This is a genomic window from Pseudarthrobacter sulfonivorans, assembly GCF_031454915.1.
GTDB classification, from domain to species: Bacteria; Actinomycetota; Actinomycetes; order Actinomycetales; family Micrococcaceae; genus Arthrobacter; species Arthrobacter sulfonivorans_C.
Genome location: NZ_JAVDRS010000006.1, coordinates 84,957 through 102,414, shown reverse-complemented (window position 1 = coordinate 102,414; position 17,458 = coordinate 84,957). Strand labels below are relative to the sequence as shown.

The 17,458-nt window shown below is 65.0% G+C and carries 5 protein-coding genes; all 5 read right to left on the bottom strand.

The window, feature by feature from the left end; all coding sequences use genetic code 11:
* Window positions 1–21 precede the first annotated feature (21 nt).
* Complete coding sequence (locus J2808_RS14360) at window positions 22–2,631, bottom strand: transglutaminase-like domain-containing protein (protein ID WP_309817831.1); 2,610 nt, start codon at window positions 2,629–2,631, stop codon at window positions 22–24.
* A complete protein-coding gene (locus J2808_RS14355; RefSeq protein ID WP_309817829.1) occupies window positions 2,628–3,959 on the bottom strand; it encodes a DUF58 domain-containing protein in 1,332 nt (443 codons plus the stop codon). Before J2808_RS14355 ends, J2808_RS14360 begins: the two co-directional genes overlap by 4 nt.
* 52 nt (window positions 3,960–4,011) lie before the next feature.
* Window positions 4,012–4,983, bottom strand: coding sequence for an AAA family ATPase (locus tag J2808_RS14350; protein WP_309817827.1), 972 nt, complete (start codon window positions 4,981–4,983; stop codon window positions 4,012–4,014).
* 50 nt (window positions 4,984–5,033) lie between these two features.
* Complete coding sequence (locus tag J2808_RS14345) at window positions 5,034–11,156, bottom strand: Ig-like domain-containing protein (protein ID WP_309817825.1); 6,123 nt, start codon at window positions 11,154–11,156, stop codon at window positions 5,034–5,036.
* 144 nt (window positions 11,157–11,300) lie between these two features.
* A complete protein-coding gene (locus J2808_RS14340) occupies window positions 11,301–17,435 on the bottom strand; it encodes an Ig-like domain-containing protein (protein ID WP_309817823.1) in 6,135 nt (2,044 codons plus the stop codon).
* Window positions 17,436–17,458: the final 23 nt, after the last annotated feature.

Genomic DNA, 17,458 nt, shown 5'->3' with positions numbered 1-17,458 from the left:
GGCAGCGCTCGGGCTCGTTCATCATGATTCAGTGTGGTTCTTCCTGCCAGGGTTCCTTAGAACGGTGGTCTCATCAGCCTCGGAGGCGGCCGCCGTCGTGCCCGGACCGCCGCCCTGCACCGCAGGACCTGTGCCTCCGGCAACGTCCGGGCCGGTCTCCACCCTACCGGTGGCAGGCGGCCGTCCCGCCGGACCGGTGCCGGCTGGACGCGAAGGCGGCAGGAAACCCAGCCGGGCACTGCGTACTTTGAGCGCCGCGCGCCCGTCGGCCAGAAGCGACCGGGGCGAGAACCTGGCCCGCTGGCGGCGCCAGAAGCCCACCGTCCCGGTGATCTCCTGCAGCGAACCGTCCACGATGGTCCAGTACTCCCGGACTTCTTCCTCGGTCGGCTGGCCGGCCCCGAAGATGGACGCGTCCGCCCGGTGCGCCAGCATCGTGGTGGTCTGCCCCGTGGCAGGAAACGCCTCGGCGAGGACGGTCGCACTTTCGCGCCGGGTTGACCGGGTATCGATTCCGGCACCCATGTCCGTGGCGAGGCTCAGGACCTCATTCCAGCCCCCGCCCACACGCTGGGCCGGGTGCCCCTCGGTGAAACGGGCCTTCCGGCGTCGCGATTTGAGGAGCGCGATGAGCAGCAGCGGCAGGGCAAGGATGGCCAGCGGGATGAGGGCAACGCCCAGGGCCGCAAGCAGGGCACCCCAGAACAGCCACGGGTTGTCCTTCTTCTCGTCCGCGTCAAGCGCGTCCGGCGAGGAATCCGTGGGCAGGTCTACCGGTTCCTGCGGCGGGGGCGGCGGCTGCAGCACCTGCGGCTTGGGCTTGGACTTGTTCTCGGGGTCCGGCGGGATGGGGACGTTGTCCTTGGGCGGCGTGGGGTCGAAGCTGACCCAGCCCACCCGGTCGAACGCCACTTCCACCCAGGCGTGAACGTCCTTGCCCGTGATCCTGACTTCGCCGGCCCCGTTTTCCGGGCTGGTCGGATCAGGGTAGAAACCCATAACAACGCGGGACGGGATGCCCAGGTGCCGGAGCATCAATGACATGGACACGGCATACTGCTCGTCGTCGCCCAGCATCTGCTTGGCGGTCAGCAGGTTCCGGATGCGTGACGAGCTGTGGCCGGACACGCTGGGCAACTGGCCCTCAGTGACCAGCCCGTTGCTGAAGGCACCGGTCTTTTGGAAATGCGCCTCGATCTGCCGCACCCGGTCAATCGGGGTGGGCGCATCGGCCGAGAGGTCATTGGCCTGTGAGCCAACCACCGGCGGGACCTCGACGGCGTCGGGGAGGGCGATTTTCGCGAAGTCGTACTGGGTCAGCTGGCCGTGCTCGAGCTTGACCGGATCGGACACCTGGACGCTGTAGGAATCACCCTTGGCCAGGCCCTGGGTGGTGACCGCAGTGTCCGTGCCTGCGTTGAAGTAAAGGCCCGATGCCGCTGCGGAAGCACTCTGGTCAAAGCTCAGGCCGGTGGTCTTGCGGCCGCCCGGGACGAAGTATCCCTGGTAGTCCTCAATGGTGATGTCCATCGAGTAGTCGTTCGTGGGCACAACCCCGGAGGTATCGGCCAGCGTGTTGATGGACTCGGTGTCACCCACCTTGCTGAAGCTGCCGGAGCCGTGGGGGTCCATGTTGTAGTTGGTGCCGTTGAAGGCATCCAGGGCACCCAGCCGGACCCTGCCGTCCCGGGGAAGTCCCTTGACCACGAACAAGGTGTCGTCCTTCTGGTCTTTGACGAAAGTGCGGAAGCTCGCCAGGGGCGTGATGTAGTCCTTGGGATCAAAGGGCGGGACCACCACGTTGCGCAGGACCTTGCGGTCGCTGCCGGCGGTGACCAGCGGTGCGGCCACAGCCGTGATGGCCACGCAGGCCGCGATGACGGCCGCTGCCGTGCCAAGCCGGCGCAGCCTGGCCCGCTGCGCAGTGGCAGTATCCGTCTGCGGACGGTTGACCGAGACTTTCCGGGTATCGCTGCGGCGCAGCGCGTCCCGGCGGAACGTGGCCCAGGCGATCGCAACGACGGTCAGTCCAATGCCGCGTTCAACGGTGAGGAAGGCGGCGTTGGTGCTGAAGGCGATACCGGTGACGAACAGGGCCAACACCGGAAGCAGCGGCCAGTACGGGCTCTTCAGGCGCCAGATGAGCAGGCCGGCAACGAGGGAAGTGAGCAGCGAACTCAGGAACGGGACAATGAGGACGCCGCCCGCGGAGCCCACGGGAACGCCCACCGTGAGCATGTCTTTCCAAGCGAACACTACGCCCAGGAGCAGGGTACGCAGTGAGTCGAGGCTGGGAACGAAGCCGGCAATCGCGGCATCCGGCACAGCGAGGAATGTCCCGAACACCAGATAGGCGCCCAGGGCGAGGGCGGTGGTGATCAGAAGGCCCAGGCGCAGGTGGGCGTTGGCGGTTGCTATGCCGAGCCCCAGGATGATGCCGCCGAATCCGGAAAGCAGGTAGTAGGGGTCGCCGCCGAAGCTGAGGCTGAAGCCCAGGATACCCAGCCCGAGCAGCACGGTGAGGGCGCCGGCGTCGAGCATAAAATGCCAGGCGGGCTGGCTGTCGGCGAAGGCTGACTGGTCCTGCCGCCGCGAGGCCGGCCGGGGCCGGAGGTCGGATGCGGAGCTCATGCGGCTGCCTTTCTGAGGACGATGGCCAGGTCGGCGAGGTCGCCGAGCGTCAGGACTGTCAGGTCGGCGATGTTGGCGCGGCCGGGGGCTGCCCCGGCCTGGAGGCGGACAGCCAGGCTCCGCACTCCCGGCGGCACGGACGCCGCGGCGGAGCGGAGCTGGGTGGGCGTCACGTTGCTGCCCACCACAAAAAAGACCACCGACGCGTTGGGCACGGTGTCGGCCAGTGTCCTGGCGAGGTCGACGGCGGTGCGCCGCATGGGTGCCCCGGCGATCCGGGTCATGTCATCCAGCAGGTTCCGCCCGGTTTCACAGCGAAGCGGCCCTTTCTGGGTGAGGACATCGAGCTCGCGCTGTTCGCGGATGGCCTGCCGCCCGATCGAAGCGGCCGCCGAGATGGCCATCTCGAATTCCTGTTCTGACGCGTATTCGTCCGTGTTGATAGAGAGCGAGATGGCCAGGTGGGCGCGCCGGGTCTCTTCGAACTGGCGCACCATCAGCTTGTTGGTCCGGGCTGTGGTTTTCCAGTGGATGTGCCGCCGGTCATCGCCGGGGACGTAGTCGCGCAGGGCATGGAAGGAGACGTCCGCGCTGGAAAGATCGGTGGTGGGCATGCCTTCAAGGTCGCGGATGAAGCCGGCTGCGGAACCGGCCAGGGCTACCGTTTTCGGGTGGACGAAGAGGTCCTCCGGTTCGGTCCACATCACCTGGCGGCGGAGCAGGTGCAGCGGGTCTGCCCGGACGGAGCGGACCGGTCCCACCACGATGACGGCGCGCCGGGCCGTGGGGATGGTGAAAAGGTCCTCGTGCACCTGCTGCGGCTTCATCCTGGGCAGGTGGAAGACGGCGGTGGCGTTACCCACCGGCAGTTCCAGGGCGGCCGGCAGCAGGGGGCGCGTGGAGGTATTGGAGACTGCGATGCTTCCCACCGCGCTGTCCCCCACTGCCACGCGGGTCCGGGCAAGGTCCAGGATCACGCCGTAGGAGGACCGGCCCAGGATGAACCCGATGGCGATCAGGAACAGGACAAAGGCGGCGATGGCCGCGGCTTTGGCCTCCTGCCAGCCGAACGCCTGGCCAGCGGCCCACAGCAGGATGGAGGCGGCCAGGACGGACCAGCCCAGGACGCTGACCACCGAGAGGACGGGCCACAGGTATCGCAGCCACAGGCCGCGGACCTTTTCCCAGGCCGGTGTGAGGGCGAGGGCGGCGGTGCCGGTGGCCTCTGCCCAGACAGACGACGGATGAAGCCTGGTGGGTTTGCCGTTCCGGTGGAAGGGTTGCCGGAGGCGTTCAGCAAGCCGGGTCATCGGAGTGCTGCTGGACATAGATGTACCTCTGTTCGCGCTGGAGGATGGTTGTCTTGGGCTCCGGGGAGCGTCAGACGGTGGCGCGCTGCTGCGGTGCCGCGACGTCGGACAGCACCCGGGCCAGGACAGCCTCTGCCGTAGCTCCGGAGAACTCCGCCTCAGGGTCCATCACAAAGCGGTGGGTCCAGACCACGGGAGCCAGGTCCTTGACGTCGTCCGGGAGGACGAAGTTCCGTCCCTGCCCCGCGGCCCAGACCTTCGCGGCCCGGACCATGGCAATGGCGCCACGCACGGAGACGCCCAAGCGGGTCTCGGGCGCGTTGCGGGTCTCTTCGCAGAGCCGGGAGATGTACTCCAGGACAGCCGTGTCCACATGCACGGTGGCTGCCAGGTCGGCCATGTCCGCCACTGCCTGCGTGGTGATGACCGCGGTGATGTCCGCGGAACGGTCCTTGAGGTTGGAGCCCCCCAGCAGCCTGACCGTGGAAGCGTGGTCCGGGTAGCCGATGGAGGTCTTGATCAGGAAGCGGTCCAGCTGCGCCTCCGGCAGGCGGTAGGTGCCGGCCTGCTCGATGGGGTTCTGCGTGGCCATGACCATAAAGGGGCGGCCGGCCTCGTAGGTGGTGCCGTCCACCGTGACCCGGGATTCCTCCATGACTTCCAGCAGCGCCGACTGCGTCTTCGGCGAGGCGCGGTTGATTTCATCGGCCAGGACGATGTTGTTAAAGATCGGGCCCTTGTGGAACTCGAACTTCTGCGTCTTCTGGTCGTAAATGGTCACGCCGGTGACGTCCGACGGCAGGAGGTCCGGAGTGAACTGGATGCGGTTGTTCGAGCCCTGGACGGTGGCGGCCAGCGCCCGGGCGAGGGAAGTCTTGCCCGTTCCGGGCGCGTCCTCGAACAGCACGTGTCCCTCGGCCAGCATCGCGGTGAAGGTCAGCCGGATGACGTGCTCCTTGCCGAGCACCGCCTTGCCTACGTTGGCGACGAGCGTCTCGAAAGTGCCTGCAAACCATTCGGCCTGCTCGGTGGTCATAGTCATGAATTAGGTCCTTTTCTTATGGTGCCGGTGCTGGATGTTTTGGGGCTGGTCTACCGTTTGGGCATGTTGTTCGGCGGGTTGCAGCCAAGGGAGACTGTGTCGCACCGGGCATAGTTGCCGGACGCTCCCCCAGAGGTCAGGTGGTACCAAATTCCCGACGGGTTGGACGAGGTCTTGTACCAGACCACGTAGAAATCGGTCTGGGCGACCGTTCCCGAGTTGAACCAGATGCCGGGACTGATGCACTGGTCCGGATTCGTGTTCCTGTAGCTGTCCGTGCCGTACCGTGGCTCAGTGCATGTGCGTACGGGCGCGGTGACACTCCACGAGGTCGGAACAGGCGGCGGCGGCTCCGCGCCGCTCCGCGAGGTGTCGCTGCCGATCCGGCCCGGCTGGTTTGCGCTGACCGCGCGGACTTCCAGCTTGTGAGTCTCACTGTAGCCAACGCTCCTCGAGAACGACCGCTGGTCCGTGTTGACCCAGCCACCGCCGTCCAGGCTGTACTGGTAGCCGGTTACCGGACGTCCGTTGCCGCTGGGCGCGTTCCAGCTCCAGGAAACAGTCTTGTCTCCGACGCCGCTGCTGTTGCTGCCTGTCACGGTCGGCGCGAACGCCAACCCGTAAGGATTGACAGTGTTCGAGGCAGGACTGGCGTCCCCAGCCGCGGAACTGCGCGAAGAAACGGCCCACACCACAACGGCGGTATCGGTGCCGTTGGCTGCTGCCACGACTCCGCCGCCGGCAGGGATGCTGCCGCTTCCTCCGCCTGAGGTCAACCGGTACTGGTAGGTGATCTCGCTGCGCGCGGAACCGTTTCGCTGGGCGTCGGTCAGTTGCGTAAACCGCACGTCTATCCGGCCGCCGTCGCCATTGGTGCCGACAAGGGTGGCCGACGGCGTTCCCACCATGGCGGGCTTGCCCACCGCACGCACGGCCGCGGATTGCGCGCTCGTCCCGGAAGTGCCCGCCTTGTTGGTGGCGGACACGGTGAAGGTATAGCCCGATTCGGAGTTGTCCACCGTGACGTTCTGCGAGGTGCCGGATGTCACGGGTTGCGTGGCCACCGCAGCCCCGCCGCGCAGGATGGTAAGCGTGTAGGAGGAGACCGCATCACCGTTGTTGTCCGGAGCCGTCCAGGACACATTGAGCTGGCTCTGGGCACCTACCGAGGGGGCCGCCGTCGCTGATGGCGCGGAGGGAGTGGCCGGCACGCCGGCAGGCACCTCGGCGGCCGAGTACGCACTCCACTCCGACGGTTCCTTGGCGTCGTTACGGGCCAGGACACGCACCTTGTACGACACCCCGTTCTCGAGGCCCTTCCAGACGTAGCTGACAGACGTCAGGTTCTGGATCTGCGCGTTCTGACCGGCAGGGGGCGGCGAAATTTCCAGGTCGTAGGATTTGACCGGCGATCCCTTGCTGGCCGGGGCCACCCAGTTCACCGCAAGCTGCCCGTCGCCGAACTTAAGGGCAGGCGCCAAGGGGGTGTCCGGTTTGACGTCGGGCCGGACCTCCGCCGAGGCCGGCGAGCGGTCAGACTCGCCGAACTCGTTGGTGGCAGTCACTTCAAACGTGTACTTGGTGTTGTTGACCAGCCCTGTCAGCGTGCAGGTGTTGGCCGGGCAGTCCTGCCTGAAGCCGGCGCCGTACACCGTGTATTTGGTGATGGGGGCCCCGCGGTCGGCGGGCGCGCTCCAGGACAGCAGTGCCGTCTGGTTTCCGACGCTCTGCGCCTGTGGCGTGCTCGGCGCCAGCGGCTTGTCCTTGACTGTGAGCCGGACCCGGGCGGTGGCCTGCCGTGAGGCTTCCTCGGTCTTATCGGCCACCGTGTACGAAACCACCAATGATCCGCTGAACCCCGGGGCGGGCGTCACAGCCAACGAATCGCCGGCGACCTCAACGTTGCCGCTTCCCGTTTCGGTGGCGGCAGCAATGATTTTCAGCGGCGTTTCCGGGAACGGGTTCGAGTCGTTGGCAAGCACATTGACGGTGAGCGGCTTGCCGGCTGCTGCGTTGGGTTCAAGGTCGTCGTTGGCCACTGGCTTGGGCCGGTTGGAGGCGATCACGGCCAGCTGGTAGGTGGCTGTTGCCTCCAGGCCACGCGGATCCGTGGCCTTGACCTGCACGGCACCCGAGGTGCCCGTGGTTGTTGCACCGTCAACGGACGTCTTAAGGACCTTGCCGTCGATGCGGGAATTGAAGCTGGCCGGGCTGCCGCCCACCAGTTCGTACTTCATGTTGTCCACGTCGTCGCGGTCCGGATCGGCGGTCAGCCGGCCCAGGTCTGTGTCGGCGGATTCCCCCTTCGGGATCTCAACGCTGGCGCCCAGCAGTTCGGGCGGGTTGTTGCGGTTTGGATCGGGCAGCACTTTGGTGCGGATGCTGAGGGTGGATTTCAGTCCAGCAGGATCATCAACAGCTGTGCCGTCGGTCACCTCAAAGCTCAGCGAGCCAGGGCCCACGTAGTCGGTTCCGGCTGTGTACTTCAGCGCGGTTCCGTCACCGGAGACAGGGTTGCTGCCGTCCGCTCCAATGAGCTTGATCCGGTCCGTCTGGGTTAGGCGCGGAGAGCGGCCTTCACGGACCTTCACCCATTCCGTGAGGTCCACGTCAACGGACTGGCCGGAAATGACCTCGATTACGTCGTCCCTGGCCAGGGTGGGAACCTGTTGTCCCAGCCCGGGCACCCAGATGATCGCCGTGGATTTCTGCCCGTCCACGTCTTCAACGTAGTAAGGGATCAGCTGCGGCTGCTCGGTCAGCTCCACGATCATATTGCCGGCCGTCCCGGGGCGTGCGGTCACGGCCTCGGTGGTGATCTTGAGGTTCTCACCCACGCCGTCCGGGTCTTCGTCGTTCTTCAGGACGGGCACGTCAACGGCGGTTTTGCCCATGGCCTGGGCGGACGTCACCCGGTCATCGCGGGCAATGGGAGCCTTGAGTGGCACGTCGGTGTCCACCACGACGCGGATGGCGGCCTGCGCGGTTGCCCCGCGGTCATCGGCGATGGTGTAGCGGACGTTGACGGTTCCGGCGGTGTTGGGGGCCAACAGGATGATACGTCCGCTGGTCTTGCTGACGGTTGCCTGGAGGGCTGCGTCAGCTTCGATACCGTCCGTGAGGATCCGGATGAGGTCCCCGTCAGGGTCGGTGTCATTGCCGGTCGCATCGACGGCGATCTGCCGTCCAGGACGGACCTTCACTTCGTCATCAACGGGAGTGGGGTTCTGGTTCGTCTCGCCCCGGGGAGCGATGCCCACAGTCACGGTTCCGGTATTGACGGCACCCTGGCGGTCCACCACCTTGTAGCGGAAGGTGTCCGTTCCCGCGCCGTCACCCGCGGCGGTGAAATCGATGAAGTTGCTGCCCACCGTTGCGGTGCCCATGGCGGGGGTGCTGTCGATCCCGGTGAGCTGCACGGAGTCGCCGTCAGGATCGATCCCGTCCAGAGGAACGGGGATCCGGACGGTGCCGGCAGCCACCACGCGGGCGGTGAGGTTCCGCGGTTGCGGCCGGGAGTTCTCCGCGCCCTCGAGGGGAAGGATGTGGATGGTGACGGCGGCGGCGCTCTTCTGACCCTGAGGGTCCACCGCGTTGTAGATGGCCCGGACCGTTTTCGGCTGGGCGCCCGCGATGAAACGCACGGTGTTTTCAGAGACGAAGCTCTTGCCGTCCACTTCGTTCACACCCTGCGGCAGGACAGGGTCGACGGTCAGCTGCTGGCCCTGCGGGTGGGTGTCGTTTTCCAGCACCGGGATAGTGACGACATCGTTGACGCGGACGTTCACTTCGTCCGGTTTGGGCTGGGGCGCTTCCACGACGGCAGGAGCCGGGACCGGGACCACCGAGACGCTGCCGATGGCTGACTTTTTCCCGTTGGACATGGTGTATTCGAAGCGGAAGGGCTCCTTGGTGCCCAGGACGTCGGTGATGCGCAAGACGCCGTGATCGATCACGCTGACTGACGCGGTGTTGTTCTCGGGCAGCTTCACGGACTGCAGCACCAGCACACCGCCCGATGGATCCGAGTCGTTGGCCAGCGGGTCCAAGAGGACGCTGCCGCCGGTTGGCATCAGTGCAACGTCATGCACCGCAACCGGATCGCCGGAGTCGTTGCCGGACTCAACGTCAACCCGGATGAGTCCCTGGCTGCTTTGCGGCCCGTTGCTGGCAATGTAGGTCAGATAGACCGGACCGGGAGTGGTGCTGCGGAAAGTAAAGGTTCCGCCGTCGGTGACCGGGCCCAGCTCGGCTGGGCCGTTCGCCTCCACCTGCGCCAGGCGGAGGGCGCCACCATTGGGGTCAACGTCATTCTTCAGTGGCGCGATTACCAGGTCCTGTCCCACTACCGCCGTGACGTGGTCAGCATTGACCACCGGCGCCAGGGCACCTGGCGGCTGGACGTTGATCACAACCTTTCCGGTGACCGAGGCGCGGCCATCCCAAATGGTGACGTCCACGTTTTTCTTTCCGGCCGTGGCCCCGGAGTCCTGGTAGGTCAGCAGGCCGTCGCGGCGGACCTTGACCTGGTCCTGGTCGTTGTCCGCCTTGGCATCCATCAGGACGAGGTCGTCGCCGTCGGGATCGGCCCAGTCCGTGAGGATGTTCTGGCTGACGGTTTTACCCTGTTCCACCAGAATGGTGGTGGCGTCACCGCCGCGTTTGAAGGCCGGCGGCCGGTTTTCCTCGTCGCCCACAATGTTCAGTGTCACCTGGCCACCGGCGGAAAGCCCGCGGCCATCGGCGGCGTTGTAATTAAACGTTTCGGTGCCGGGCCTGGCGTCTGCCGGGACGGAGATCTGGAATGCCGTGCCGCCGTAGATGCTTTGCAGGGTCCCGGTTTTGGGGCCTGATTCGCCGACCGCGGCGGTCAGGACGTCGCCGTCCGGATCGGAATCGTTGTCCAGGACGCTGAGAATGGTGGTGCGTCCGGGACGGACACCAACAACGTCGGGTTTTGTTTCCGGCGGCCGGTTGGGTTTGGTGCGGTCCGGCAGGACGTTAATCGTGTTGTTGTCTGCCGATTCCTGGTCATGCTCATCGGATTCATTTTTGGGCGGTACAACATCGTCCCAGTTGTTCACCAGTTGCATGTTCTGGTTCACCAGCCACACATTCCCCGAGTTCACATCGTTCAGGACCACCAGGTCCCGGTTCACCCGGAAAACATACGACGGCGACGCACTCGCCTTCGGCACCTCAACGTTCTTATCATCACCATCATTGACACAATCACGGACATACTTGTTCGCCCCCGACCACGCCGCATGCACACACCCGCCCAACTGCACCGGCGCAGCCGGCACACCCTCACCATCAAAGGTCACCGTCTTCGCCGTCGAACCATCCAGCGGCTGCTTCAGCAGCGCCTTCTGCGTCGACACCGCCACAAAATCACTGACCGGGCCACCCTGCTGCAACTTCGCATCCCGCGCACCAGCCAACTGCAGACGCTTCCCGCCGGGCAGAAACAGGTTCCCCGCCGCAGCATCGAGCACCACCGGCTTATCCCCCACCACCGTGATCTGCAGATCCCCCGCACCCTTCAGCTCAGCCCAGGTGTCCGTATCAGAGCTCACAACCTCACCGTTCGCATCCACGGCGGTCACGGTAACCACCCCGGACTTCGGATCCGCCGAGTACACCCGGTCATCAGCACCCACCGCCGACACCAGACCCTCCGAACCCACCATCACCGGTTCAGACGCTTCCTCATCAAAACCATTCACCGTCGACGGCGAAAGCGCCCACACCTTTCCCGCAGCAGGATCAGTCACCGAAATAACGCCGGTGCCGAAACTCACGTCTGCGGAGGCCGGCAGCTGCTTGTCCCCACCCAGGCGCATGTTCGCAGGAGAGACCTGATTCAGGGAAGAACCGGTCTCATCATCCACAAACACATCCCCGGCGCTCTGGAGAATATCGAACGTGGTACTCGCCGGCGTCACCGCACCATCGAGCACACGCGACTGATAATTCAGCCGCCCCACCGCGTTATTGGACTTACTGACAACCCACACACCGCCGTCGTTCAACTCCACCTCAGTGGTCCTGAACCCGGGATACAACACTGCACCGGTCACCAAAACCACCACCACGGCACCAAACGCCGTCCCGGTGACCATCTTGTTGTGGCGTTTCCTGAGACCAAGCTTCCCCAGCAAAGTTGTCACAGCGTTTCTTTCCCCTGAATTTTGTGGCGGCCCCCCGGCCCATCCGTCCAAAGACCCGGTAGAGGGCTCTTTGTTCCCGCGTTAGCCTACCGAAGCCGGATGGCGGCCGCGATGGGGAGCCCTCCCCCACCGCGTTACCTGTCGCTAACATTGCGGGATTCCGTGCTGCTCGGGTTCTCCCAAGGTGGTGTTGCCCACCTGGATGGTGCGGCCAACGTAGCGGCCATCAGGATGGGAGCTGACGCGGTACCACTTGTACGTTCCCCGGGCGTCCGGGACAGTCCGCCACATAAAGCAGTTGACGGTGAAGGACGGACCGGTGCCGTAGATCCAGGGATAGTTGCGGATCACACCATCACAGGTATGTTCCGCGCCGGTCGGTGACCGCCATGAGGTCTGGCCTGAAGCAGGGGCATCCGTACATGTGCGGAAACCCACGATCGAGTTGTCCCAATCTGTCTTGGCTGGCCCGGATCTGGCCGTCGCCCCGGCAACGGGGCCTCCGGTCCCCACGGAATTCACGGTCTGCACCTCGATGGAGTGCGGTTCGTCAAAGCCGCCGGTATTCACGGTCCGGCTTCCCGACGCCGCGACCCTTTCCCAGCCCCGGCCGTCAATGTTGATGTGGGTGTAGGCGACGTCATTGGTCGCAGTGGACGGCGAGCTCCAGCTGAAGCTCAGGGATTTCTGGTTCTGCCCGCCGTTCTGCCCCGACGCGGAGGGCGTGCCCGGCGCCCCATGCGGTGTGGTGCTGGCCGCTGCGCTGGCATCCGAGCTGGGCGCCACACTCGAGTTGGCCACCACAGTGATGGCGGTGGACGTACCGTTCGTGAAGCCGCTCACGGTCTGCCCGGGCCTGATGGGGCCACGCTGGCCGGTGCTTGCGTTGTAGCTGTAGCTCACCTCGCCGTACGCCGAGCCGTTGCGTTCCGCCGCTGTGAGTTCCTTGAAGTTGATGGTCACTTGCCGCCCTGCGCCTCCGGTGTCCGCGGCGGCGGCACTTACCCCTGAGACCTGGCTCAGTTTGCCCGTGGCTCGTCGGGGTGCTGAAGCGGGACTGACAGCGCCCTTGCCTGCCTTGTTTTCGGCCTGGACGGTGAAGCTGTACTCGGCTTCGGAGTTGTTTGCCGTGAAGTTGGCCGTGCGCACCGTCCCCGCGATGGTCTGGGTCTGCGGCGCACCGCCGCCACCGCTCATGGTGACGTAGTAGTTCCTGATCGCGTCCCCGTTGGTGTCAGGTTCGGTCCAGTTCACCCGCAGCTGGTTAGTGGTTCCCACTGCGGACGCCACGGCGGATGTCGGCGCCGCAGGTGCAGCCGGCACGCCGGCCGGGTTGTCTTCTGAAGAGTAGATACCCCAGTCGGACGGCCCCAGCTCGTTGACAGCCTGGGCGCGCACCTTGTAACGGACCCCGTTGGTCAGGCCGGGCCACGTGTAGGTCAGGCCCGTCACACCGTTCTTCACGGCAATGCCGCTGGACGGTGGCGGCGAGATTTCCAGGTTGTAGCTCTTGACAGCTGAGCCCTCGGTCTTGGCAGGCACCCAATCGATAACCATGTTCTTGTCGCCGGCTTTGACGCTCGGCGGCTCCGGCGGCGACGGTTTTTCATCCGGCCGGATCTCGTTGGACTGCGCAGATCCCGGGGAATCGCCCACTTCGTTCGTGGCGGTCACGGTGAAGACATATTTCACGTCGTTGGTGAGCCCGTTCAGCGTGCACGTGGTGGTGGCGCACTGCTGCTCGAAACCGTTGTTGGACCGGACGGTGTAGCCGGTGATCGTGGCTCCGTTGTCCGACGGCGGCGCCCACTTGAGCACCGCCGTGCGGCTGCGAACGTCCGTGGCGGTGGGCGCAGAAGGCGCGTCCGGCTTATCCCGAACGGTGATACGGACCCGTCCGTTCGCCTGGCGGGAAGGATCGCCGGTTTTGTCCAGGACGGTGTAGCGAACCACCATGACGCCCTTGAATCCCTCCGCGGGTGCCACCGTGAGCGAATCCCCGCTGCTGACCGGCTGCCCGGCGGCGGAACCCGTTTCCACAGCAACCGAGACGATCTTCAGCGGAGTATCGCTGAAAGGATTGAAGTCATTGGCGAGAACGTTGATGGTCTCGGTCCGGCCGGCATTGGCCTTCTCGATGACATCCTCACTGGCAGTGGGCAACGGCCGGTTGGAGGCCACCACCGTGGCGGTCACTGATGCCCTGACCGGTTCCGACCGGCCGTCCGTGACCTTCAGCGGGATGGCGCCCTTGCGTCCGGCGGTGAGACCGTTTGCGGCACTGACATTGAGGGTCTGCCCCTCAATGGTGGCGGTGAAGCCTTCAGGCATGGGCCCGTCAAACTCGAACTTCAGCTTCTCCTGGTCCCCGGCATCCACATCCTTGGCCAGGTTGCCCAACTCCAGGCTGGCAGGTTCGGCCTTCGGCACGTCAAGCTCGGTCCCGCTGAAGGTTGGCTCGTGGTTGGCTGCCGGGTCAGGAACCACCTGGGTGATGATGGTGAGTGTTGCTTTCAGGCCCTGCGGATCTTCCGGGCCGGAGCCATCCGTCACTTCAAAGGTGACGGAACCGGGGCCCACATAATCCTTGAGCGCCGCATAGCGCAGGGCGTCGCCGTTTCCGGAAATGACGTTTTGGGTGTCGGCGCCCTGGACCCGCACCTTGTCGGCCTGGGTAATCCGAGGTGAACGGCCTTCACGGACCCGGACATACTCACCGAGGTCAAGCTGCACTTCCTTGCCGGCCATCACTTCCACCACGTCGGCGCGGGCAAGGGTGGGGCGTTGTTCGCCCTGGCCGGGCACCCAGATGACAGCAGTGGCGCTTTGCCCGTCCACGTCAGTCACCGTGTAGGGGACCAGCTGGTCCTGGGGTGCAAGGCTCACCACCACGTTGCCGTCGCCGCTGACGCGTGCGTTCGGGTTCCCGTCCGGCAGGCTGACCTTCAGGTCTGCGGCCACACCATCGGGATCGGAATCATTTTTCAGGACCGGCACATCAACCGCGGACTTGCCCAAGGTCTCCGCTGGAGTGATGACATCGTCCTTCGCCACCGGTGCCTTGAGCGTGGCGTCGGGGCTGATCCTGACCCGAATCACCGCACTGCCCTGGGCCTTCTTGTCGTCCTGGATCCTGTAACTGACGCTCTCGTTACCGGCGGTGCCGGGTGCGGTGAGCAGCACCCTGCCGTCAGCGGTCGCTATTCCGAGTTCCGGCCGTGCTTCAAAGGCGTTGGCTACGAGCCCGATCGGGTCCCCGTCGGGGTCCGAATCGTTACTTAGCGCGTCCACGGCGATCTGGCGGCCGGGGCGGACATCGACCGAGTCGTCAACTGCGAGGGGCTTCTGATTGTTGGCTTCGGGCGGCGCGATGCCCACGATGACCGTGCCGGTGTTCTCGGCGCCGATCCGGTCCCGGACGCGGTAGGTAAAGGTGTCCGTCCCGGCAGCCGTTCCGGTAGCCGTAAATTCGAGGTAACCGTCCTTCACCAGGGCTGTTCCCATGGCGGGGGCTTTGTCCACGCCGATCAGCTGCACGGAGTCGCCGTCGGCGTCGATGCCGTCCAAGGGCACCGGAATCCGGACCACCATTCCGGATACCACGCGGGCGGTGATGTTCTTCGGCTCCGGACGGGTGTTCCGCTCGTCGTCGCGGGCGCGGACGCGGATAGTTATTTGCTGGGAATCCGATTGACCGGATGCATTGGTGACCTTGTAGATGGCGTAGACGGTCTTGGGCGTAGCTCCGGCAATAAACCGCAATGTATCGCCCGCGTGAAAGATCCGTCCATCGGCATCATCGGGCTTCTGCGCCAGCTCCGGCTCAAGCGCGAGCTTCCCGCCGTTGGGATCGGAATCGTTGTCCAGGACCGGGATGGTCACCACGTCGCCCACCCGGACTGACACTTCGTCCGGTTTAGCCTGGGGGGCCTGGAGCTTAGCCGGGGCGGGCACCACCAGAACCGAGATGTCGCCACTGATAGATGACGTGCCGTTCGAAATCGTGTACTTGACGTTCAGTTGGCCCTGCGCCCGGATGTCGGTAATCCGGACCACGGCGTGATCAAGTACTGAGACGCTGACTGGCAGGCCGTCGGCAGCCGTAACCGACTGGACCACCAGCACACCACCTGAGGGGTCCGAGTCGTTGCCCAGCACATCAACCAGGACGTCTCCGCCAGTGGGCAGCAGGGCAATGTCACGTACGGCCACCGGCGCCCCGTCCCCGGCACCGGAAACCACGTCCACCCGGACCAGCTGCTGGGCGCTGGCAGGACCGTTGGTCACCAAATACGTGACGTAGTGCGCGCCCACGGAGGTGGAGGTGAACGCAAACGTCTGCTGGTCTGCGCCCAGCGTGGCTGTGGAGTTCCCATCCGGGGTGACCTGTGCCAGGCGTAAGGCGCCACCCTGCGGGTCGGAATCGTTCTTCAACGGTGCTATCACCGTGTCCACGCCGGCGACGGCGACCACGTGATCAGCGTTGGCAATTGGCGGCAGCGCACCCGGAGCCCGGACGTCCACGGTGATTTTTCCTTCGGCCGTCGATTGACCGTCCGACACCGAGAGGGTGACCACTTTCCGGCCGGGTTCAGTCCCGGCGTCCTGGAAGGTGAGCAGTCCGTCGGGCCGGACCTTGACCTGGTCACGGGGATCGCTGCCGGTAGCGCTGACGACGTACAGATCGTCGCCGTCGGGGTCGATCCAGTCGGTGAGGATGTTTTGGGTGACACTCTTGCCGGCCTGCACCACCAGGGTGGTGCTGCGGTTCGGCTTCTGCCGCGGCGCGGAGTTCTCCCCGGGCGGGATGATGTTGAGCGTGACGTTGGAGGACGAGGTGAGTCCCCGGCCGTCGTCCACGGTGTACTTGAAGGTTTCGGAACCTGTTTTGTCCGCAGGGACGCTGACCTGGAAACCGGTGGCGCCGTAGATCGGGGCAAGAACACCGGACCTGATGGGATCGGGGGAACGGACAGTCAGGATGTCCCCGTCGGGGTCGGTGTCATTGTCCAAAACGGGCAGGATCACGGTCCTGCCGGCGCGGACGCCGAAGGTGTCCGGCTTGGCCACTGGCGCGGTGTTGGGTTTGGTGCGGTCCGGCAACACGGTCTGCTGGACTTCGTCGGCGGAGTCCTTGTCCGCATCATCCGAAGTTTCCTTCGGCGGGATGACATCTTCCCAGTTGTTCACGAGCTGCATGTTCTGGTTCACCAGCCACACATTCCCCGAGTTCACATCGTTCAGGACCACCAGGTCCCGGTTCACCCGGAAAACATACGACGGCGACGCACTCGCCTTCGGCACCTCAACGTTCTTATCATCACCATCATTGACACAATCACGGACATACTTGTTCGCCCCCGACCACGCCGCATGCACACACCCGCCCAACTGCACCGGCGCAGCCGGCACACCCTCACCATCAAAGGTCACCGTCTTCGCCGTCGAACCATCCAGCGGCTGCTTCAGCAGCGCCTTCTGCGTCGCAATCGCCACAAAATCACTGACCGGGCCACCCTGCTGCAACTTCGCATCCCGCGCACCAGCCAACTGCAGACGCTTCCCGCCGGGCAGGAACAGGTTCCCCGCCGCAGCATCGAGCACCACCGGCTTATCCCCCACCACCGTGATCTGCAGATTCCCCGCACCCTTCAACTCAGCCCAGGTGTCCGTATCAGAGGAGGTAGCCTGACCGTCCGCGTTGGCCGAGGTAACAGTCACTTCGCCCGTCCCGGGGTCGGCACTGTAAATCCGGTTGTCTGCTCCCACCGCGGAGACCGTGCCCTGCGACGCCGCCAGCACCGGTTCAGTGGCTTCCTCATCGAAGCCGTTCACCGTGGACGGAGACAGAGCCCAAACCTTGCCCTTGGCCGCGTCTGTAACGGAAATGATTTCGGTGCCGAAACTGACGTCGGCCGAGCCCGGCAACTGCTTATCCCCACCCAGGCGCATGTTCGCCGGCGAGACCTGGTTCAACGTCGAGCCCGTCTCATCATCGACAAACACATCCCCCGCGCTTTGGAGAATATCGAACGTGGTACTCGCCGGCGTCACCGCACCATCCAACACACGCGACGGGTAATTCAGCCGGCCCACAGCGTTGTTGGACTTACTGACCACCCACACGCCGCCGTCGTTCAACTCCACCTCAGTGGTCCTGAACCCGGGATACAACACTGCACCGGTCACCAAAACCACCACCACGGCACCAAATGCAGTACCCGAAAGGAGTTTGTTGTGCCGCTTCTTGAGACCAAGCTTCCCCAGCAGACTTGTCACAGCTTTACTATTCCCCTGAAATC